Source organism: Vibrio algivorus (genome assembly GCF_030161215.1).
Classification (GTDB): domain Bacteria; phylum Pseudomonadota; class Gammaproteobacteria; order Enterobacterales; family Vibrionaceae; genus Vibrio; species Vibrio algivorus.
The window spans coordinates 832,629-855,986 of record NZ_BSPV01000003.1; the positions used below are offsets into that span (position 1 = coordinate 832,629).

13 protein-coding genes are annotated in these 23,358 nt (G+C 41.0%); 3 read left to right on the forward strand and 10 right to left on the reverse strand.

What is annotated here, in order from left to right; all coding sequences use genetic code 11:
• Nucleotides 1-116 precede the first annotated feature (116 nt).
• Nucleotides 117-1,337: an ammonium transporter gene (locus QQJ93_RS05560; RefSeq protein ID WP_089124487.1), complete on the forward strand. Its 1,221-nt coding sequence runs from the start codon at nt 117-119 to the stop codon at nt 1,335-1,337.
• A 153-nt stretch (nt 1,338-1,490) separates the two neighbouring features.
• Here QQJ93_RS05560 and QQJ93_RS05565 read toward each other — a convergent pair whose 3' ends face one another.
• Nucleotides 1,491-2,408: an ROK family protein gene (locus tag QQJ93_RS05565; RefSeq protein WP_089124488.1), complete on the reverse strand. Its 918-nt coding sequence runs from the start codon at nt 2,406-2,408 to the stop codon at nt 1,491-1,493.
• 546 nt (nt 2,409-2,954) lie between these two features.
• On the opposite strand from QQJ93_RS05565, the gene QQJ93_RS05570 reads away from it, so the two are divergent.
• Nucleotides 2,955-3,995, forward strand: a complete 1,041-nt coding sequence (locus QQJ93_RS05570) for an OmpA family protein (protein WP_272158852.1) — start codon at nt 2,955-2,957, stop codon at nt 3,993-3,995.
• 106 nt (nt 3,996-4,101) lie between these two features.
• Here QQJ93_RS05570 and QQJ93_RS05575 read toward each other — a convergent pair whose 3' ends face one another.
• The 7 genes from QQJ93_RS05575 to QQJ93_RS05605 all read right to left on the reverse strand — a co-directional run bounded on the left by QQJ93_RS05575 (nt 4,102) and on the right by QQJ93_RS05605 (nt 10,065).
• Nucleotides 4,102-5,517, reverse strand: a complete 1,416-nt coding sequence (locus QQJ93_RS05575) for a class II fumarate hydratase (protein ID WP_089124490.1) — start codon at nt 5,515-5,517, stop codon at nt 4,102-4,104.
• Between the two features lie 110 nt (nt 5,518-5,627).
• A complete protein-coding gene (locus tag QQJ93_RS05580) occupies nt 5,628-6,047 on the reverse strand; it encodes a GFA family protein (protein WP_089124491.1) in 420 nt (139 codons plus the stop codon).
• A 16-nt stretch (nt 6,048-6,063) separates the two neighbouring features.
• A complete protein-coding gene (locus QQJ93_RS05585) occupies nt 6,064-6,900 on the reverse strand; it encodes a sulfurtransferase (protein WP_089124492.1) in 837 nt (278 codons plus the stop codon).
• Between the two features lie 24 nt (nt 6,901-6,924).
• Nucleotides 6,925-7,209, reverse strand: coding sequence for a DUF1294 domain-containing protein (locus QQJ93_RS05590; RefSeq protein ID WP_089124493.1), 285 nt, complete (start codon nt 7,207-7,209; stop codon nt 6,925-6,927).
• Between the two features lie 16 nt (nt 7,210-7,225).
• A complete protein-coding gene (locus QQJ93_RS05595; RefSeq protein WP_089124494.1) occupies nt 7,226-7,636 on the reverse strand; it encodes a GNAT family N-acetyltransferase in 411 nt (136 codons plus the stop codon).
• A gap of 93 nt (nt 7,637-7,729) precedes the next feature.
• Entirely contained in the window at nt 7,730-8,719 is a 990-nt protein-coding gene (locus QQJ93_RS05600; RefSeq protein WP_089124495.1) for a 2-hydroxyacid dehydrogenase, read from the reverse strand.
• 140 nt (nt 8,720-8,859) lie between these two features.
• Nucleotides 8,860-10,065, reverse strand: a complete 1,206-nt coding sequence (locus QQJ93_RS05605) for a multidrug effflux MFS transporter (protein WP_089124496.1) — start codon at nt 10,063-10,065, stop codon at nt 8,860-8,862.
• Between the two features lie 109 nt (nt 10,066-10,174).
• Between QQJ93_RS05605 and QQJ93_RS05610 the strand changes: the two genes are divergently transcribed.
• Nucleotides 10,175-11,155, forward strand: coding sequence for a LysR family transcriptional regulator (locus QQJ93_RS05610; protein WP_089124497.1), 981 nt, complete (start codon nt 10,175-10,177; stop codon nt 11,153-11,155).
• Between the two features lie 133 nt (nt 11,156-11,288).
• Here the strand turns inward: QQJ93_RS05610 and QQJ93_RS05615 are convergent, their stop codons facing one another.
• Complete coding sequence (locus QQJ93_RS05615; RefSeq protein ID WP_089124498.1) at nt 11,289-12,203, reverse strand: aldo/keto reductase; 915 nt, start codon at nt 12,201-12,203, stop codon at nt 11,289-11,291.
• Nucleotides 12,204-12,493: 290 nt separating this feature from the next.
• A complete protein-coding gene (locus QQJ93_RS05620; RefSeq protein ID WP_284186042.1) occupies nt 12,494-23,326 on the reverse strand; it encodes a hypothetical protein in 10,833 nt (3,610 codons plus the stop codon).
• Between the last annotated feature and the right edge of the window lie 32 nt (nt 23,327-23,358).

The following is a 23,358-nucleotide window of genomic DNA, read 5'->3' on the forward strand; positions in this document are numbered from 1 at the left end:
CATAGTACTTGCTTAACAAAACAGTTATTGCATCAAAACGGTGCCCATTCTTCACCGTTGTGCATTGCTAGCCCCAATTAAAGTTAAATACGTTCATTTTTAGGAGATACATAGACATGGATGAATCCACCACTCAAGTATATGGCTCAGTACAAGCATTGACCCAAAGCTCTGATACTTTATTTTTATTACTCGGAGCTATAATGGTCTTTCTTATGCATGCAGGATTTGCCTTCCTTGAAGTGGGTACCGTAAGGCATAAGAACCAAGTTAATGCGTTAGTAAAAATACTTTCCGACTTCGGTGTGTCTACTATTGCTTATTTCTTTTTTGGTTATTGGGTTGCTTACGGACATTCTTTTTTCGTTGATGCTCCAAACCTTTCGGCAGGGAATGGTTACGAGCTAGTTAAGTTCTTTTTCTTACTTACCTTTGCTGCAGCAATTCCGGCAATTGTCTCTGGTGGTATCGCCGAACGAGCTCGCTTCTACCCTATTTTGGTTGGTACATTTTTTATTGTTGGCTTGGTGTACCCATTATTTGAAGGCATGATTTGGAATGGCAATTTTGGCCTACAAGCATGGTTTGAAACCACCTTTGGTACTGGCTTTCATGATTTTGCAGGCTCGGTCGTTGTACATGGCGTAGGAGGCTGGATTGCACTAGTCGCTGTGATATTCCTCGGTATGCGTAACGGACGAATTCGAGCGGGAAAACATACTAACTTTGCCCCTTCTAACATCCCATTTCTTGCACTAGGCGCATGGATACTATGTGTGGGTTGGTTTGGTTTTAATGTCATGTCGGCACAAAGCATTAACGGTATTAGCGGATTAGTGGCGATGAACTCTTTAATGGCTATGGCTGGAGGCATATTAGCCGCTATGGTTCTTGGTAAAAATGACCCAGGTTTTATCCATAACGGCCCTCTAGCAGGTTTAGTGGCGGTTTGTGCTGGATCAGATTTGATGCATCCAATCGGCGCATTAGTAACGGGTGTTGTAGCCGCCGCAGTTTTTGTATGGTTATTTACTTTCATGCAAAACAAAACCAAAATCGATGATGTATTAGGGGTTTGGCCGCTGCATGGCGTATGTGGAGCATGGGGAGGAGTTGCTGCCGGTATCTTTGGACAGACAACACTAGGTGGAATGGGTGGTGTAAGCTTAATCGTTCAAACTCTCGGTACGCTATTAGGTATTACCATAGCCGTATTAGGTTCCATACTAGTCTATGGCACCATTCATAAATTGTCAGGTTTACGTTTGAGCCAAGAAGAAGAATATAATGGCGCCGATTTATCTATCCACAAAATCAGCTCAACCAATGAAGATTAATATTCAGTAACTTCAACTGCGATTGATTCTAAAAAATAGCCACTCACTTTAACCATCTGACTCTATAAGAAAAATGAGTGGCTATTTACTGATTCCAAGTGAGTTAATGCTGGCATCAAAATTACCACTTCAAGTACAGAGCGTAAAATTCAATTAAATATTAACCTGATGCATTTTAGGCAACCAACATGCCCCTCTTACACCACTTGAATCTCCATACTTAGCTTTCACAATCTTCGTGTTACACACATCCGAAAAAACATAAGTTCCAATGGCATCGCTTATATCTGGGTACATTTCTTCTACATTCGACAGACCACCACCAAGAACAATTACATGTGGATCAAGTACATTGATCACGGATGCCAAACTACGAGCACACATATCAATAAACGATAAATAATGCTGCTCTGCATTAGTATTCCCAGCGCGTTTTAAACTCATGATTTCGGCAGAGTCATACTCTGTTCCATACTGTTGATTATAGCGTTCAGAAAAACCTGTTCCTGAAATAAAACGTTCTATGCAGTTAATTTTTCCACAGTAACATTGTTGAGCCAGTCCATCATTATCTCGATGGTATTGTGGCAATGTATTATGTCCCCATTCTCCAGCAATCGCATTTGGTCCTGAAAGTAATTGACCATTAACGACGACACCACCACCGCACCCCGTGCCAATAATGACGCCAAAGACGGTAGGATACCCTGCTCCTGCACCATCTTGAGCTTCCGATAATGTAAAACAATCGGCATCATTAGCGATAAATACTGGCTGTTTAACTATGTCGGCAATATCTTTATCCAAATGTTGGCCATTCAAAATTAAGCAATTACAGTTTTTTATGGTTTGGTTGTCAGGACTTATTGCGCCAGGTAGGCCAATACCAATAGTCATAGGCTGTTGCAGTGTTTGTTGAATGCTCTTAATAAAACTGGTGACTGTTGATAAGAATTCAGTGTAACTGTTAGTTGGCGTCGGTATTCGCTGTTGATAAATTATTTGGCCATCTTCTGCTAACACTACCGCTTCAATTTTTGTTCCACCGATATCCAAGCCTAAACTAAGCATTTCATACTCCTTATGAATCTTTATGACCTCTACCTAGATCTTGTTAAATCTACACTCTATTCTTTTACTAGGAATCAATAAATTCTCTTTTTATGCGATAGAGATCACCAAAAAATAGAGATCTACATCACAATAATTGGTTTTCATTTTTAACACAAAAAAGCAACATTTCGACAAATCAGAGTAAAAAAGTATACCACGTCAATCCAACCTCATAGTTTATCGCATCACTCAACACTCAAAAAACAACATAATGCATTGAAATTTAATAATTATATAGGGCCAAAAACAAATTCTAAAACGATGCATAGCATAATCAGTGAACCTGCTAACTTGTCATTCAACAAACCAATCATCGACACTTAAAATTTACAAAAGTTTCACACTCATAGATTGATAAACTATTCTTACAACAGTATTGTGTAGGCAGGTTTTTGATAACTTTATAGTTTTCAATTACTCACTAGCAAAATCATGGTCCAAGTTTCCTTTATCGAAGTTGTGGATCGCTTGTATGGACAAAATAACTTTATAGTTGGTGCCAATATGAATATTAAACGGATTTCTCTTTACCCTTCTGTCGCGTCGATCATTTCTCTTTCTCTTCTTATGTCGCCACAGGTCAATGCCGCTGCAGAAAATGCCGGTGAATTTTACCTTGGCGCAAAAACAGGTTGGTCTAATTTCGATTTCAGTCAGAATGACGGCGATATTGATGATGATGCTTGGGCTGGTAGTGTCTATGGTGGTTACCAGTTTAATGAGTGGTTCTCTTTAGAGGGTGGCTATAACTACTTAGGAAACTCTAAAGAACACATAGCAGGTTCAGAAGTTAATAAAACTCAAATTCAAAACGGTGAGGTCGGAGCTAAACTAGATTGGAACCTGACCAGTGCTTGGAACCTATTCGGTAAAGTAGGTACTTCTTATAATTATGTAGATCAGAAAACAGGCGCTTATAATGATAGCGATGAAAACTGGTCATTAATGTTAGGTGCTGGTGTCGAATATCAACTTAGCCATAACTGGAGAATCCGGAGCGAATACCAATGGTTTGATAACGTTGGTGAAAATAGTACTACTGGAAGATCTGACGTAAATTATTTATCTCTTGGCTTAAGTTACTACTTTGGTAGTTCCGATAATGGTGCCGCGGCAACAGCTGCAGCAGCAACGACAGCCGCAGTAGTTGCCACTCAAGAACCAGAACCAGAGCCAGTTGTAGAACCAGCCCCACCAGCTGATCCAATTCCAGCCGTTACACTTTCAAAAGGTGCATTTGAACATGATTCAACAGAACTAACACCTGAAGCAAAAAGCTCTCTTGATCAAGTAGTCACTCATCTAAAAGAAAGCCCTGAAACGCGTGTAGATGTCATTGGTTATACAGATTCAACTGGTAGTGCTGAATACAACCAAAAATTATCAGAGAAACGTGCGCAATCTGCTTCTGACTACCTAGAATCTCAAGGTATCGAAGAATCACGTATTACCACTATCGGTAAAGGTGAAGAAGATCCAATTGCAGATAATAGTACAGCAGAAGGTCGTGAGCATAACCGCCGCGTTGAAGTACTTTACGAGTAATCCAGTGATATAATATCTTAAAGAAGCCACATGACTTTGTGGCTTCTTTCTTTTATCGATAGCTAAACTAAAATTTATTTCTCTTCCTACTACAACACCACGAGATTCAAACTATCCCGCCTTTCGTTAATTTACTTGGATCGAGATATCTCTCAAGCTCTTCACGTGATAGTTTGGTTTCTTGTTCTGCCACATCAATAATCGCACGCTTTTCTTTATACGCTTTTTTGGCAATTTGAGCGGCTTTTTCATAACCAATAATAGGGTTTAATGCAGTAACTAAAATTGGGTTCTTAGCGAGGGCCAACCCCAAATTATCTTCTCTCACTACAAAACCTTTAATCGCTTTATCCGCTAAACTATGCGAACTATTAATAAGCAGTTCAATACTTTGCAGTAAATTATAAGCAATCACTGGTAGCATTACATTTAATTGAAAATTACCACTTTGCCCAGCCACCGTAACCGTTGCGTCATTACCTATCACTTGCGCCGCTGCCATGGCTACAGCTTCAGGTATAACGGGATTCACTTTACCAGGCATAATGGATGAACCCGGTTGTAAAGCTTGCAACTCGATTTCACCTATTCCCGCAAGCGGTCCTGAATTCATCCAACGTAGATCATTAGATATTTTTATTAAGGCTACTGCATAAGCTTTTAACTCACCAGATACTGCTACACTCGTATCTTGGCTGCTTAAATTGTAGAAATAATTATCACTTGGTTGGATAGCTTTTCCTGTTATTGCACTAAGGTGCTGGGTCAATAATTGGGCAAACTCTTGAGGTGCATTGACTCCTGTACCAACTGCGGTTCCGCCCTGTGCCAATTGCTTTAAATCAGGCAAGAGTTGTTCTATACGCTCACGAGCTTTATCAATTTGCATCTTCCAACCTGATAACTCCTGCCCCATAGTTACTGGCATCGCATCCATCAAGTGAGTGCGACCCGTTTTCACTATATGAGACAGTGCGGACGCCTTTTCCTCCAACACTTGACTTAGGTGCTCCATAGCCGGAATCAATTCATCTTCAATCGCCATTAATGCACTAACTTGAATAGCAGAAGGAATCACATCATTACTGCTTTGCGCCATATTGACATGATCGTTCGGACCAACACGCTGTGCTTGGCTCGTTTCTTCCGCGAGAATTTGATTAGATAAGGTCGCAATCACTTCATTTAGGTTCATATTAGTGCTGGTGCCAGAACCCGTTTGAAAAACATCAATTGGGAATTGTTCAAAATACTCACCCTCTATGATGGTCTGACAACTTGCTTGAATCGCTTTAGATATCGCACTATCAAGTAGACCTAGCTCTTCATTAGTCTTGGCAGCAGCTTGTTTAATCATGGCGATAGATTGAATAAAACGAGGCGGCATCGTCAAAGAGCTAATTGAAAAGTTATCAACCGCTCGCTGAGTTTGAGCCTGATATAAAGCATCTTTAGGGACTTTTACCTCACCCATACTGTCATGTTCGGTACGGTAAAAAGTATTGGAAGGAACTGAAGCCATAACATCATCCTTAAGTTGTGATGGGATGGCTTCAGTGTCGAACCTATTTGGTCTATATGCAAGTTATCATTGTGATAAGGAGAGGTAATTAAATGTTTACCAATTATCGATTAACGCTGTTTTTCAAATTGCTGAACACCATCTGGTATCACAACCCAATCTTGCTTTTCGCTTGTCCATACATGCATCGCTGGAACAATCATTTGGGTATCATCTAAACTCTCCGCGGCCTTAAATTTGATCAGCTCAGGCGCTGCTGGGTTTAATTGATAAATACGATTACCGCAGCCAGAACAGAAATAACCGACGTTTTCATTACCGCTATCTGCAATACGGCTGGTTTGCTTTAGTTCACCTTGAACATCAATATCCTTTGCATCGACAACACAAGTGATACTAAACGCACTGGTTGATAGTTTCTGACATTCTTTGCAGTGACAAGCAATGATCGCCTTAGGTGCAGCTTTCAATATAAAATTAACACTACCACACTGACATTGGCCTTTTACTGGATAGCTGACATTCGTCATAACGGTTCCTTATTATTTATTCAATCGGTAGATTATGGTTTGCGCCCCACTCAGCCCAAGAACCATCGTATACGGCTAGATTAGTATAGCCACAAAGGTAAGCAGCCATCAGGACAATACATGCAGTTAAACCCGATCCACAAGAAAACACTTGTTGCTTTGAAGCGCTCAGGTATTGCTCAAACAACGCATCTAAAGTCTCTACTTTTTTGAACTGCTGCCCTTCAAGTACACAAGCAAAAGGTAGATTGGTTGACGATGGAATATGCCCAGAACGCATGCCTTCTCGAGGTTCTGCTACTTTACCTAAAAAGCGATCTTGTGAGCGCACATCAATAATTTGAATATCATCATTTGAAATAGCCGCTAGCACATCATCAACATTAAATACGTTATGTGCTTGGTAACTCGCATTCACATTACCAATCGGCCTATTGATATCCGTATAAGATTCAACTAATGGATAGCCCAATGATTGCCATAATGACACTCCACCATCGAGTACATAAACGTGTTCGAAGCCCATGGTTTTGAAAATCCACCAGCCTCGAGGGGCAGAGTATAAACCTCGGGCATCATATAACACCACCACGCTATCTTGATTTATACCTAGCTGACGGGCTTTCTCTGTAAACAAGTCAGGGCTTGGCATGGTATTCGGAAGCGGATTGGCTAAATCTACAAAAACATTTTCAATATCGAAAAGCTGTGAATTAGGCAGATACTGGCGAGGCATTTCTAAAGCTTCACCTATCACAGAATGTTGAATGGTCGCATCAAGAACAACGATATTATCATCGGAAAAATGGTCGAAGAGCCAAGTTGCAGAAACTAAAGGATAATCAGAGTTCATGGTAGTAATCCTTGTTGATTCACATTACATATAAAAATTAGGGTTTTGGATCAATACTGTACCAATACAATTAAGGACAACTAATAGCCAAAATACAAACTGAAAACGAAACTTACTGGTTTTATGACGGAAAATACGTTGAGCTAACAACGCACCAGGCCAGCCACCTAAAAAAGCAAGTATATGTAATGTTTTTTCAGAGGTTCGCCAATTACCGTTGATTGACGCTCGTTTATCTTTCCAGTAAATAATAAAAGTGACAAAACTCAAGATTAAGCAGTAAATTAATCCAGCTTGCAAAGAAATCATTAAACCGTACTCTTTGTTAATTTAACTCGCTCAAATCGCTTAAGATCCAAGCGCTTTTATGTTGTTTAAAGCCAATATGTGGATAGTATTCCACAGCAAGCGGTGCTGCCAGTAAATTCATCTTACAGCCTGATTTTAAGCACTTAAATGTTTCAATAATTAACTGCTTACCAATCCCTTTCGTCTGCGTATTTTCCGACACAGCCAAATCAGACAAGTAACAACAATAATAAAAATCAGTAATTGAACGAGCTATACCAACCAAGGTTTCACCTTCCCACGCCGTCACAATCAAATCGCTATTTTCTAACATGCCTTTAATTGTCAGTTCATCATCAAGAGGCCTTCGTTCACCTAACGACGTTTGCTGTAAAAGATCAATGAACTGTGTACTGGTAATCGGCACATTTACTTTATAATTAATCATGAATTCCCTTTCATAAACTTAAACATTGGCATGATGAGCCGCAAGTTACACATTCAACAAATGTTAGCCGAATTTTAGCCAATCATAGCTAGCTTAAATTACTTCATTACCGGAAGATTTTTGTTGTGAGAACAATTTAATATTACTTAATGTCGTGTCTGCAATATTGGCTAGTGCCTCATCAGTTAAAAATGCCTGATGCCCGGTGAATAAGACATTATGACAAGCTGACAAACGACGAAAAATATCATCGGTAATAATGTCGTTAGATTTGTCTTGGAAAAACAATTCTTTTTCATTGTCATATACATCAAGCCCTAACGCGCCAATTTTTCCAGCTTTTAGCGCTTCAATGGCATCTTGTGAATCAAGTAAACCGCCTCGACTAGTATTAATAATCATCACCTTATCTTTCATTTTACTAAATGATTCAGCATTTAAAAGTCGGCGGTTTTCGGGGGTTAAAGGACAGTGTAGAGTGATCACATCCGATTGCTGATAAATATCTTCAAGCGAGGAGTAAGTGGCACCCATTTCATTTACGGCATCACTAGGGTATGGGTCGTAGCATAAAACATTCATGCCTAAGCCTTTTAAAATACGTATCGTGGCTAAACCAATTTTCCCCGTACCAATGACCCCAGCCGTTTTATTATAAAAATTAAATCCAGTTAATCCTTCCAAAGAAAAGTTAGCGTCACGAGTGCGCTGATAAGCTTTATGAAAACGACGATTCAAACACATCATCATACCAACTGCGTGCTCTGCTATCGCCTCTGGAGAATAAGCGGGAACTCTTACAACCTGTAACCCCAATTCTTTTGCTGCTTCTAAATCAACGCGATCAAAACCAGCACAGCGCATTGCAATAAGTTTAGTACCTTGCTTTGCCAACTTCTCTAGTACTGGGCGACTTAAATCGTCATTCACAAAAGCACAAACAACTTGAGAATCTTCAGCTATTGGTGCTGTTTTTAGATCAAGCTGAAAATTATAAAAGTGACATTCATAACCATAATTTTCATTTGCTTGGAGAAATGATCTTTCATCGTAAGATTTTGTGCTGAACATTGAGATTTTCATTCGTACACCTCTAATTTAAAGTTTAATCACTTGATACCCATACTATCCTTCATAAGCCTCAGTCGCACAAATAATTTAAATAACAAAAAAGCCAGCAATAGGCTGGCTTTTCAATCACTCATAAAGAGAAGCATGGCACATCAATCGTGAGCCAGTCGTTCGACATGCCATGCGTTCATTCTTTTCATCGACATTATCGTCAACAATATAATTGCCCCACCGCCCATAACACATATCACCGCATAAGGAGCCGTTAAAGAGGTTTGTTGAATCAAGCCTGCCAATAAGGACGCACCGCTCATTTGAATAAAGCCAAGCATTGCCGCCGCAGTTCCTGCTCGTTCACCAAAGCCTGATAATGCCATGCTAGTTGCAGGCCCTAGCAGCAAAGCAAAACCAATACATAGCAATGCCATTGGTAGCATGAATCCTGCAGATGCCGCCAGTGGTGATGTAAGTCCCCATTGGTGAACGACAAATTGTAAGGCTGCCGAAACGACAAATAGCGATAGAGCAAAGATAACCGTTGGACGATTACCGAGTTTCTTGATCACCCAAGGCGCACCAAAGCAAGCACCAATGTTAATCAGAGCATTGATACCAAACAAACCACTAAATGCCAATTCAGACATACCTAAATGTCCAATAAGCCAAACTGGGGAATAAGACACATACGTTAAAATGGCCCCCATACCTGTCATGCAACAAATGGCATAAAAAAGAAAATGACGATCCATTAAAACAGGCTTGTAGCGAGCCCAACGATATAACGCACCATCACTTATCGTATGAGACGGACGAGTTTCAGAAAAACGGAAAGTCACCATGCATAAAATTAAAATAGCGTAACAAGTCATAAATACAAATGTTGAACGCCAGCCAAAGTGTAAAGCTAATACCCCACCGAGGGTTGGTGCTAATGCAGGGATGACACAAATTGCACCATTAAGGTAACTGTATATTTTGGCGCTTTCTTTTACGCTGTAGCAATCTCGAACTGCGCTGAATACTACAATTGATGTCGAGCAAGCCGCTAACCCTTGTAGTACTCGGGCAATTTGTAACAGTTCAAACTCTTGTGCTACGCCCGCCAAAACACTACTCAACCCATATAGAATGACCCCAAACAATGCGACTGGTCGGCGACCAAAACGGTCTGCAAGCGGACCAATCACAATCTGGCCTAACCCCATTGCAAACAAAAATAAAATTAAAGTGGATTGAACTTCACTATTGGAAACCGAAAATTCCTCAGCCATCGTAGGAAGAGAAGGTAAATAAATATCGATAGCTAATGGGCTAAGTAGCACCATCGCCATTAACATAGGTAATAAGTTACGTTGCATCGAGTTCTCGTAAAAGTTGGCACATCAGATAAGACCGATAGTGTAGCGCTTAGATGTTATGAATAGAAATGGTATAATAGCCAAAGATAATTTCCCTAAAGGAATAACAGTGAATTTAGATAAACTAGCAAGAATCGATCTTAACTTACTTGTAATCTTACAAGTTCTCATTGAAGAACAAAGTGTTACTCGTGCGGCGAATCGTTTAAATTTAAGTCAATCGGCATTAAGTAAAAGTTTAAACCGTCTACGCGATACGCTAGAAGATCCTCTGTTTCAGCGTACTTCTCATGGGTTAAAGCCGACTGCTCATGCCCTTGCATTAGCCAAAATGTTGCCTAGCGTACTTCAAGACTTATACCAAATCACTCAGCCACCAACGTTTATCCCTGAGACGAGTCACCGTAAATTTAGTTTTTCTATGGTAGAAAGCGCCTATGAAACCTTAATTCCCTCTTTTATTGGTTCATTACTCAATCAAGCACCCGATATTCAACTTGATTCTTATCTATGGACTGGCCAATCATTTAACGACTTACAACACGGGCAAATTGATTTTGGAATCGCAGGACGGGATTTGCATCCTCAGTCAGAGTTTAGTGTTGGTAAGTTACCCGAAGGGATTGAGCACCAAACTTTATTTAGGGATAAACAAGTTTGCTTAGTACAAAATGATCACCCCATATTAAAAGTCATTGAAGATGCCGGCTGGACATTAGATCATTATTTAGCACTATCACATGTGCAGGTTCGTTGCGAAGGTAAAGAATGGTGGGCATTGGATTACTACCTCGCAGATTTAGGCCATCATCGTAAAATTAACGCTACAGTGCCTGATTTTTATGGCGCAGCGAGTGTATGCGCTCATACCAATTTGATCTTCACCCTACCCTCGAGTTTCGCTAGCCATGCGCTTAAGCTCTACCCATTAACTCAATTACCATTACCATTTGAGTTTATGCCAATGGCTTATGTGTTACTGTGGCATGAAAGAAACAATCAAGATAAAGGCCATCAATGGATACGTGAGACGATATGTCAATCAATTCAACAGGCCGGACTACCATACCAACCTGCTTCATCATCATAAACCGATGATTAAAAACAAACGTAAAAAAGGAACTCAGATCGAGCTAAGTTCCTTTTTACGTAAGAGCTATACGCAAAGCAATTGAAGTTGTATTAGAGCGATAAGTACCGTCACAAGTACACAGCATATAGGCTTATGGCACACCGTGACCTTTCGACGCAATCCATACTCGGAACCATTGCTCACGAGTTAATTCAATATTTAATGCATCAATCGCAGTTTGAACTCGTTCAATTTTACCAGAACCAATAATTGGTAAAGGCTTAGATGGCAAACGACGAACCCAAGCATAGATAACTTGATCAATACTTTCAGCACCAACTTCTTCACGTATTGCTTCTAATTCATCACGTACGCGAACATGTTGTTCTTTTAAGCCATTAAAAATAGTACCACCTGCAAGGCAAGACCAAGCCATTGGCTTAATACGTAACTGTTGAAGTAAATCTAGAGTCCCATCATCAACCACATCAAAATTTAATGGGTTAATTTCAACCTGGTTGGTCACTAACGGCGTATCTAAGCGAGATTGCAGCAACTCAAATTGACGGGGGGTGAAGTTAGATACACCAAAGTGCTTAACTTTACCAGCTTGTTTTAGCTCAGAAAATGTCTCGGCAACTTCATCCGCATCCATTAAAGCATCTGGGCGATGAATCAATAACACATCAATATTTTCAACTTGTAAGCGTGCTAATGAATTATTGACTGATTCAACAATGTGATTGTTACTGGTGTTATAGTGATTCACTTTCCAGTCAGGATTTTTATTGCCACACAATTTGATATCGCACTTAGTGACTATCTCAATTTGATCACGCATGCTTTTATCTAATGCTAAACCTTCGCCAAATAATTGCTCACACTCGTAATAGCCGTAAATATCTGCATGATCAACCGTCGTTACACCGAGTTCAACATGTTGCTTTAGAAACGTTAAACGCTCTTGTGGTGTCATTCCCCAATTAGCTAAGCGCCAATAACCCTGTATTAGATCTGAAAATTCAGGTCCTTGAGGTGCAATTTGTTGTTTTTTAACTGCAACCATATGGTTGATTCCCTGTTGTTTAACCTCCGATGAAGGTATTTAAAATTCGATGAAAGCCTATGACTACTCTCTATTTTTATCAATCCTATGGCGTTTTTCATCTAAGTACAATGCATAACTTGCAAAGCTAAAATCATAATGAAATAGATTATAGAATGTTTGATCGAGCTGACATTTTTCAATCAATAACGGTGAATGTATGAAATTATTTCGTTGTCTGTACGTTATACAAAATAACCCCACAGATCGACTCTGTGGGGTTATTAATATGGCTGCAAACCTAAATGATATTAACTATCTGTAGGTTTTATTTGGTTTGGATCAAACAAGTCATTAATGATATGCCCTGCTGAACTTGTATCATGAAGCCCTGATAAATCCATTCCCATTCCAGATACATCTGGTTGGTCAAGGGGCTGAGTAGACGCTAAATCATCCGCAGATGCTTCTTCCGGCTTACCAATATCGGCTGCCGAGGATGCCGCTGCGTCACCTAGCAATTTATCCATATCAAAATTGTCATTCTGATCGTCTTGATCAAGTAAGTCTGCTACATCGAAATCAGTATCGCTGTGAATCGTCATAAGATCATCCGCTATTTTCATGCCAGAAGCATCATCATTAAGCTCATCATCTAAACCATTAGCAGCAAGGTGATCCCAATCAAAGCTGTCATCTTCATCAAAGAATCCGTCATCTTGATTTGCATCATCGAAATCTTGTGCATCTTCATTCGTTAAAGCAATCTCATCATCTTGTTGAGATTGCTCGTAATAATTTGCACTATCCTCGTTACTTGTTAGCTCATCTGCATGGTCAGATGGGTTATCCATTAATGATAAATCTTGGCTTGATGCATCATTCATATCTTGTTGAAGTTCCGATACTTTATCTACGATAGCTTCATCAAGCTTATCTTGAGAAAGCGCTGAAACTTCATCAACAATAGCATGTAAATCATCTGATAATTGCTCAGCATTCTCGGCTAATTGCTCAACTATTTCAGGGTTTGCAGCTAATAAATCAGACACATTTTGAGCTTCTATAGCATGTTCAGCGTCACCAACTGCCGCAGCTTTTACATTCTCAGCGTTATTATCAGAGGCTGATGAATTATTTTGACTCGAAACATCGCGTTGTGAATCTAACCCCGTAGTATTAAAGCTCGCCGTAGAAACATTATGCTCACCAACAATACGATTATCCGCAGATTTTGTTACTACCGTAAATTCAGTGTGCTTTGACTCAACTTGCTGCTGTACATAAGCCTCTGCAACTTGGTCTGATGTTAATGTCACAGAACCATCATCTGAAGCCATGCCTAAAGGCTGATTATTCTCATCCACAACTTGAGCTCCACCTAAATGGTTTAGCTCTAAGGTTTCACCTTCATTTGCTACAACCTCTGCTCCTAATAGAAGTGCAGTTAAAGGTACCACTGACGCTGTATTAATTTGTGCCGCGGCTGAAGCTAAGTGACTACGAAGCTCTTGTGGATTATTTTGCCCAGTATAAACCGCATTGTAGCTGCTTGGCGGCACCTCGGAATCAGCAACCTCTTCAGGATCATAACTTACAACATCGTTGACCGTAATTTCACTGATGGTTGTCTGTTTATCATTGCCATCTGCATCACCATTATCTGTTGTGGTGATACTAATGGTTTGATCGCCTTCAGTTCCTTCATTTGGGGTATAAACAACTCCACCACTTAATGCCGCGTTGATATCATCAATCGATCCTTCAATGGTGTAATTGCCGTTTCCATCATCAGTGATATTTAAACCCGTTGTATCTGTCCCTTCTGGTAAAGCCAGTGTGCCACCTTGAGCATTAAAGCTCACTGTATAATCACCTTTACCCTCACCGGAATCCACATCACTGATTTGAATACCTTCGATCAGTGTCGGACTACCATCTTGACTTGCAGACACATTATCCGGAGCCGTATTCACCGCAGCATCATTTTCAGCTTTGATATCAATATCAACCGTGACGTTTTCGACCGGGCCAGAGGTATCACCGTTATCATTACCTTGGATAGCAAGATCAAGGGTTCCGTCCCAATCTTCACCACCAACGGTCATGTTATCGGAATTACCATCTTCTGGTGGATAAAAGATGATGCTATCCAGATCTGAACCATCGGAAATGATCGTGACAGTGCCATCTGGATTTTGAATAATTTCACCATCTGAGCCTTCCGGGAATCCAAAAGTTGCACCATCAGGCACATTAGAAATGGTTACTTGAACTTGCTCTGGTGCACCTTCATGAACATTACTTGCCGGATCTGTTACGCTATTTTCATCATCAACTGCATGTGCATTGATATTGATCGTTATGCCATTCGCCGAATCTTCATCACCAGAAACAGAAGCATCTACATCTGTATTAACTGCATCCGCTTTAGCATCAACATGAATATTAACAGGTACGTCTTTCTCAACAGGATCACCATTATCATCTGTTGTGTAGACTTTAAGCGTTAGGTCAATATCACCACTAAAATCATTTGGTGGCAGAATACTCAAATCTGATAAATCAAAACTTTGGCCATCATCGCTGATCACATTAGGGAGAGACCAAACACCATCTCCCATATTATTAGCGCCTTCAATCACGAAGCCATCTGGTACGCCGGTAATACTGACAGAAATAATCTCTTCTGAGCCATCCATATCAGTCACATTTCCGGTGAAATCACCAAATGAAATCGATGTTCCTTCATCACCTGTAACTTGAACGGGATTCTCACCAGTGGCGACTTCACCATTGATTTCAATATCATCATTCACGGCATTGACATCAAAGCTCACATTCTGTTCAAACGAACCACTATTACTCACTTCTTCGCCATCAACCATTGCAGTATCAGTTACGTCCGTTGTCACGATAACATCAACAGTACCGCTGAAATCTGGCGCAGGTTGGAAATAAATTGGCTCATTAGGGTCAACATGAATTTCACCATTGGCATCCGGTTGAATTACATCACCATTCTCGTCGACAAATTCACCTTGTGATGGATCAACTAGTTTAATCGTCACATCTGTAATTTCTTCATCACCACCATTATTTATACCACCATTATTTTGGTCGCCTATCACGGTACTTAAATCTAGTTCAATTAGGCTATCTTCATCACCACCACCAGTAATGGTGACTTCTGGGGCATCTGCAACAGGGTTAACATTAACCGTGATATTCATTGAGCCTTCATTGGACAGGCCACTATCGTTATCAGTTTCAACAACTTTCACGGGAATATCGATATCACCAGCATAATCTGGTGGTAAGTTTAGAATCACATCTGGTGGTAACGTTATTGAACCATCAGCATTCGGGGTAACACTAATGACATATTCACCCGTTTGCTCGTTATATTCCATACCATCAATCGTGGCACCTTCAGGTAAATCATCGGCATTAATAATGATTGAAGTGGTATCGTTATCCAGATCAGGAACGCCATCACCATCAGTATCATCAGTGCTAATCACAAAGCCATCTGAAATTAAATCACCTATATTGACGCCACCTTCTTGATCTTCAGAAGCATCGACTTGTTGATCTTGAGTTGCATCATCAATATCACCGGCAGCAGGTGGAGTATAAGTACCGTCACCGCCATCATTTTCATTGGTAAAGTGAAGAGTTATATCGGTTTCTTTAATTACTGTCTCACTTTCCGAGTTAGCATCATCCCCCTGATCTTGTATGGTAACACTGACGTGTATAGTCACATCACCATCGAACCCAATAGGTGCTTTAATCACAATATCATCGAGTTTATCTTCAGTAATCGTAAACGAACCGTTACCGTTATTTATCGCGCCTTCAACTTGGAAACCATCGGGCAAGTCATCTGGGAAGGTAATGATCACTTTATTGATCACTTCATCACTTGAAGTGTCATCATTGACCCAATCCAAGCTATTACCGCCTGAACTACCATTAACTATATCGTTAACTGATAACCGAATTTCATTCGACCCCTCATCAATTGGGTCTTCATATATATCCTGAATCCCATCACCATCAGTATCTGCAATCGCATTACCGTCAGCGTCATCAATAACCAACTTACCACCATCATCTACACCATCACCATCTTCTTCAACGACAGCGGTAACATCCACATCTAAATTCCCATGGATTGTGGTTTCATCATAGTTATCATCTGGGTTTTCAGTATCTGAATCTCGAATAGTGATATCCGTGGTTAAATGTAAATCGCTATCTGCATCTTCGGGCATGCTAAGGTACAAGCCGCTTTCCTGAGCTTCCTCTAGCTGTTCTGGTGTTAAGGTAATTGAACCATTTTCATCAGGGGTGAGCACTTCATCACCAATCACTAATGCATAACCATCAGGATAATTCTCAAATCCATTAACTGTTAAGCCTACAACTTGTTCACTGCCGTCATTATCGACAAACTGCGCCGTAGGATCCCAATTCAGTTTAATTAGTTCATCTTCATTACCTTTTGATGTGGTGTTGTAATCCTCTAAGTTGCCGTTCTCATCTTTACCGACACCATCAACGACAGGATTAACATTAATATGGATATTATATTCATATTCTTGCGAATCACCGTCATCTTCTGTCACCACAACACGTACCGGAATATCAATATCATCCGCACTATTGCTATTGGTATGAATTTGAATACCGTTCAATGAATTAACATCAAATTGGTATAAGTCTGGATTGGTTGAAACGAGTGTCGGTTCTAACGGATTACCATCCGCATCGCTAAAGTACACCCCTTCTGGAATATCTTGTAATGTTGTGAACGTGACTTTTTCAGATGTGTCTGTATCTTCTGATACCGCTCCATGCCCATCGGAGTTTGTGTACTCACCAGAAATAAAGCTGAAATCTATCGTGGCTGCACCATCTTCATCCACTGTGGTTGAGATCGTTTTACCATCGTCAGAAACTTCCCAATCTCCACTTGTAACAATAGTTGGATCATCGACAACACCGTGCATATCAACATTGATTTCACTACTATCTTGACCTGCCCAAATATCTTCATCATTCAGATCTGTATCACTCAGATCGGCGTTATCAACCGACATTCCATCAACGGTAAAAGTAAAATCTTCATTACTTTGTGGCGGTGGCATGATGACAGTATCATCAATATCATCGAAAGAAATCACATAGAAACCGTCTGCATTTGGCTCTAATTCTACAGGATTCCCTTCATCATCTACGCCCCATACTGTTGCGCCTTCTGGTAAACCTGAAATACGCACAAAGTAACTTTCTGAGCCATCATCATCGACAGAAGTATTCACTTTAGTAATCACATCCGACAAGTGGATAGCAGTATCTTCATCGACTTTGATATTGTTATTCGTGCTCATGCTGACTTCATCTGCATCTGGAGTAACATCGATGATAATCGTTTGGTGAGAGGAATCGGCTGTTTCTTTGCCATCAACAGTATCGCCACTTTCGGTACTGGTTCCCCAAGCATCAATTTTCATTTCACCTGACCAGTTATCCGCAGGATCAACTTCCACTTTATCGATATCATCAGCCGAAATGGTATACACACCATTTTCATCCGGCTCTATTTTTTCTCCATCAACATAAATGTCCCCTTCACCTTCTGTTATTTGAAGGTGGTATTCTAAGGTTTCTGACCCGTCGTTATCATTCAGATCAACATCTATATTCAATTTCACATTGTCACTGTCTTCACTTGTTTCATAGTAGAGATCAGTGTTATCCATATCCCATGTTGGTGTATCGGCAATACCTTCAACAGTGATGTTGAATGAACCATTCGCAATTTCTTCGCGATGATCATCATCAGTCACTTCGACACTTACATTGAAACCTAAATCACCATCAACAGTTGAGAAGTCTTCATCGGGTACAAATGTAATCCCATTTAATTCATAGCTTAATGTGCCATCGCCATTATCAATTGGAGTAAACGCTGCATTTGGTATTGTGATCGAGCCATCTTCATTTGGCGTGATCGGCTCACCATTGAACTCAAATACACCATGAGCTTCACCTTGAGGGGTAATCGTCACTTCACCAAGTGCTTCATGTTCATCAATATCACCGACATTAACGGTCATATTGATTTCAATCCCTTCGCGGGTATTATCATCAACATTATCTGTAACATCAGTCGTGTGGCGACCATCTTCTTCTTGGCCTGTACCGCCAGAAACTTCCATGGTTGGACCTTCATCGGTCACGACTATATTTACATCAGCCGTATCAGTATCTCCATCACCATCAGTAACGATAAATTGAATGTTTTCTTTTAGATCACTACCATCATGATCTAAATCAGCTGATGGATCGAAATAAACGTCACCAGATTCTGAGACGTATAAGGTACCTAAATCTTGATGATTATCGTCAGAATCTTGAACTTCATAAACATAGTATTCATTACCATCAGGGCCGGTCTCTGTTGGTAAAGTATCTAAAGCAATCTCTTCACCATCAACTACAATGGCGGTAACTTGAGCGCCATCCGCCCCCTCACCAGCTTGAGTAAGCACATCACCAAGGTAGGTTAATCCTACGCCTTCTTCTACCGCCTCATTAATATCAGTTGCAGTTGGTACATCATCATTAACAGTGACATTGACATCAATCGTATTACTGCTATCACCATCATCATCAACACCATGAATAGGAATGATGATATTGGTCGATTGACCGCCATTGCCATTATCAAGTGGCTGATCAATCGCGCCTGTCACTTCAAAGGTATAGCTACCATTAGTGTTATCAAAGCTGATGTTAAAGACATCATCGTCCGTTGGGTTACCATTTTCATCGACCAGCACACCTGAATATGTACCATCACCATTATCAACTAAAATAACGTCGGTACCGCCCGAAGTAATGTTGCTATTACCTTCACTATCTGAATTTTTTTCATTGAAAGCATCAACATCGATTTCATAGTGATCCACATAATCACTACCTGAATCAATAGTAATCGTACCAGTTGCTGACTCGCCATTTTGTCCAGGTGTTGAGCCCGCGTGATGATCACCACCTTTATCAATATCAGATTCATTAACGCTAATACTGTCAGCACTATCGATTTCAATATCGTTACCATCGCTTATGGTGCCGTTGAAATCAATGGACTCATCCATGAAATCGCCGTCAGTATCTTGAATTTGGATTGGGATATTGATGGTGATGTTGTCACCATCATTATGGACATACCCAGTAGTATCACCAGCACCATCCACATGATCGATTGGTTGGTATTGCGTCATATCAACACTAATATCAACACCACCATTTTCAGTCGGTGTTGCAATCAAGTGAAAATCAAAAACAGGGTTACCACTAGCATCCACTCCCGTTAATGTATTGGTTTCAGGATCAAATGAGAACTTAACTGAACCACCACCTTTTGTGGTAATTTCAGAGTTGAGCTCTGTAATCAAGTCATCCATTACATTAGGATCCACTTGTACTGTGCTTGGATCTAAGTCATCAGACCCCGCATCAACATGAGTTGAACCACTCTGTGCAGTTTTCGGATACCCTTCTGATTCAGAACCTGGAGTAAGGTCTCCTTCAACCATTCCAGCATCAATCTCACCGCCACCTTGTGCGTTTACGCCATCGGTATCATGAATGGTGATCGTTCCTTTACCTACATCTCCGTCAGCATCTTCGACTTCAACATTGATCGGAATATCTGAAATATCATCATCTTCACTAATTTGGTCAATAGGCTGAGATTGGTTAACCTCATAGTCACCATTTTGGTCAATAGTCACTTCCATGACAGGATTACCATCCTCATCAACAATTGTTAATGTATGACCATCATCACTAAGCTCCACAGATGTTGTTTGACCATTTGACGTAATACCATCAAGTTGAGATTGATCTGAGGCAAAACGCACATCCTCCACATCATCACTGCCCGTATCCACATCTATATGGCCTTTACCAGAATCAATACCATCAGAACCTTCTTCAAGAGTGACTCCTGTATCCGTACCAAACGACGGATCTTGGCCATCGGCAATATTAACAGTAATGTCAACATTATTTGATGTTCCGTCGGCATCATCAATCACTAATGGCACATCAATACTGATAGTGTCACCATTGTTAGTAACATAGCCTTCACTGTCACCATTGCCATCCTCATGATCAACTGGACCATTTTGAATAACATCAGTAGTAATTGTGGCATTACCGTTTGCATCAACAGTTGGGGTCATCGTCATCGTTAAGATATCTGATCCACCCGCGGTACCCGTTATTGTAATGGTGCCATCTATATTTGTAATAATTTCAAAATCAATCGGTTGTCCATTACTGGTTAAGCCATCAAGTTCAGCTTCCAAAGCTGTAGAGACTTCTGGATCAATATGTAAGGTATCTGGACGTAGATCATCACTAGTAGAATCAATAACCACTGAACTACTACCGGAAACTGGATAAGCGTTTCCATCAGCCCAGTTTTCTTTATCACCTTCAGTGATATTGATTTCGTCAGTAGCATCGGTCCCCTCTGGATCAACAATAACAATGTTAAAGCTGCCCGAAGCGCTATCACCATCATCATCCACTGCAGTAATACTAAGATTAAGGTCAACATCCCCTGCATCTTGATCGATAGGTTCATATTGCGTAACGGTGTAATTACCTTCGGTATCAACGCTAATACTTAAGATTGGTTCATCATTTTCACCGGTGACGGTAATGGTATTGCCATCCACTTTATAGTCGGTTTCTTTACCGCCATCGTAGGTAATATCGTCTAAGCCTGAATTTTCACCTTGAGGGTCATCAAAGGTCATCGATGCTATTTCATCTGAACCCATATCAAAGCTTGGGATTTTACCTGTGGATTGACCTGGAGTTTGATTTCCTTCTCCCGTATCTGGATCAATATTATCAAAATCTGTTTCGTTAATAACAACGGGTTCACTGTCATCACTAAAGGACGGATCTTGGCCATCTTCTAGGTTAACGGTGATGTCGATATTAGAGATATCACCATCGGTGTCGGAGATTTCCAATGGAAGATCAATCGAAATCACATCACCATCATTGGTGATTAAGCCAGAAGTATCACCATCTTTATTGATATCATCCAGTGGTAAAGCTTGGTCGACAGTGGTGTTGATATAGAACTCGCCATCTTCACCTTGTACCACTTCAAAGCCTATCGTGATCGCATTTTCACCATCAACGGTTCCAACAATGCTCATGCTGCCATCAGGATTTTCTTGCAGTGCAAAATCAACAGGTTGACCACCTGAGGTGATTTCAGATAGCTCCCCTGGGTTCGCTTCGGTACCATCACCAAAGAGTATAACTTTCGCCTCATCAGTAAGTTGTAAGGTACTTGGGTCAAGATCATCATTTGGCGTTGGAATTAACTTGGATGATTCACCATGCACTGGGTATTCATTACCTGAAGCTGGGTTTTCAAGATCACCTTCTTCAATGGTAACTTCATCGCTTACATCTTCAGCATTAGCGCCATCATGAATCACGATGTCGATCGTACCGTTCGCGGTATCGCCATCGTCATCCGTCCCCGAGACATTGAGCTCGATATTGGTGATGTCGCTATCATCTTGGTCAATCGGCTGGTATTGCGTCACGGTGTAATGACCATCGGCATCGATGGTCACACTCATCACGGGATTATTATCCGCATCCAATAAGGTGAGCGTACTTGGATCGCTTGCTAGGGCCGCGGTATCAATGTGAGTCGCTTCACCATTACTGGTAATGCCTTCTAAAGACGGCTGATTGGGATCGAAGACAATTTCATCAACGTGATCACTGCCTTGGTCAAATTCAATGCTGCCATTGGCCGTTTGTTCACCGTCGTTTTCAGTGATTTCAGCAATCTCAGTGTTTTCACCAAAACTTGGATCTTCACCATCTTTAAAGTTCACCGTGATATCAATGGTCGACGTATCGCCATCGGTGTCATCGATTTCTAACGGTAAATCCACTGAAATAGTGTCACCATTATTTGTGATCAAACCGGTGGTATCACCTACGCCATCATTCTCATCGAGTGGTTGGTATTGATTCACATCCGTCACGACGGTGACATCGCCATTTTCATTCATGGTCGGTGTCATGGTGATGTCGAGGACTGGGTTACCATCGCCATCCACACCAGTGATGGTGATCACTCCATTTTCATCGGTGGTCATGTTGAAGGTGACCGGATCGCCATCGTTGATGGTGACTTCTGACATCTCGTTTTGTAGGGCTGCTTTGCCCGCTTCACTTAAGCGCAGTGAGCCGGCGACTAAGTTATCGCTTGGCGATTCAATCGTGACAGAGCCATGGCCTTCTACTGGGTAGGTCTGAACAGGGTTGCCATCACCATCGACGGCCCCCGTATCAACATCGCCTTCAATGACATCAATGGTATCAGTCACATTCTCAGCATTAGCGCCATCATGAATCACGATATTGATGGTACCGTTCGCAGTATCACCATCGTCATCCGTACCAGAAACATTCAACGCAATCTTGGTGATGTCACTGTCATCTTGGTCAATCGGCTGGTATTGCGTCACGGTGTAATGACCATCGGCATCGATGGTCACACTCATCACGGGATTATTATCCGCATCCAATAAGGTGAGCGTACTTGGATCGCTTGCTAGGGCCGCGGTATCAATGTGAGTCGCTTCACCATTACTGGTAATGCCTTCTAAAGACGGCTGATTGGGATCGAAGACAATTTCATCAACGTGATCACTGCCTTGGTCAAATTCAATGCTGCCATTGGCCGTTTGTTCACCGTCGTTTTCAGTGATTTCAGCAATCTCAGTGTTTTCACCAAAACTTGGATCTTCACCATCTTTAAAGTTCACCGTGATATCAATGGTCGACGTGTCGCCATCGGTGTCATCGATTTCTAACGGTAAATCCACTGAAATAGTGTCACCATTATTTGTGATCAAACCGGTGGTATCACCTACGCCATCATTCTCATCGAGTGGTTGGTATTGATTCACATCCGTTACGACGGTGACATCGCCATTTTCATTCATGGTCGGTGTCATGGTGATGTCGAGGACTGGGTTACCATCGCCATCCACACCAGTGATGGTGATCACTCCATTTTCATCGGTGGTCATGTTGAAGGTGA

Excerpts from the sequence above, each read along its gene's own strand:
- QQJ93_RS05590 (WP_089124493.1), bottom strand. The coding sequence starts at position 7,209 with ATGATTTCTTTGCAAGCTGGATTAATTTACTGCTTAATCTTGAGTTTT.
- QQJ93_RS05565 (WP_089124488.1), bottom strand. The coding sequence starts at position 2,408 with ATGCTTAGTTTAGGCTTGGATATCGGTGGAACAAAAATTGAAGCGGTA.
- QQJ93_RS05575 (WP_089124490.1), bottom strand. The coding sequence starts at position 5,517 with ATGGCTTCAGTTCCTTCCAATACTTTTTACCGTACCGAACATGACAGT.
- QQJ93_RS05600 (WP_089124495.1), bottom strand. The coding sequence starts at position 8,719 with ATGAAAATCTCAATGTTCAGCACAAAATCTTACGATGAAAGATCATTT.
- QQJ93_RS05570 (WP_272158852.1), top strand. The coding sequence starts at position 2,955 with ATGAATATTAAACGGATTTCTCTTTACCCTTCTGTCGCGTCGATCATT.
- QQJ93_RS05595 (WP_089124494.1), bottom strand. The coding sequence starts at position 7,636 with ATGATTAATTATAAAGTAAATGTGCCGATTACCAGTACACAGTTCATT.
- QQJ93_RS05585 (WP_089124492.1), bottom strand. The coding sequence starts at position 6,900 with ATGAACTCTGATTATCCTTTAGTTTCTGCAACTTGGCTCTTCGACCAT.
- QQJ93_RS05615 (WP_089124498.1), bottom strand. The coding sequence starts at position 12,203 with ATGGTTGCAGTTAAAAAACAACAAATTGCACCTCAAGGACCTGAATTT.
- QQJ93_RS05605 (WP_089124496.1), bottom strand. The coding sequence starts at position 10,065 with ATGCAACGTAACTTATTACCTATGTTAATGGCGATGGTGCTACTTAGC.
- QQJ93_RS05560 (WP_089124487.1), top strand. The coding sequence starts at position 117 with ATGGATGAATCCACCACTCAAGTATATGGCTCAGTACAAGCATTGACC.
- QQJ93_RS05580 (WP_089124491.1), bottom strand. The coding sequence starts at position 6,047 with ATGACGAATGTCAGCTATCCAGTAAAAGGCCAATGTCAGTGTGGTAGT.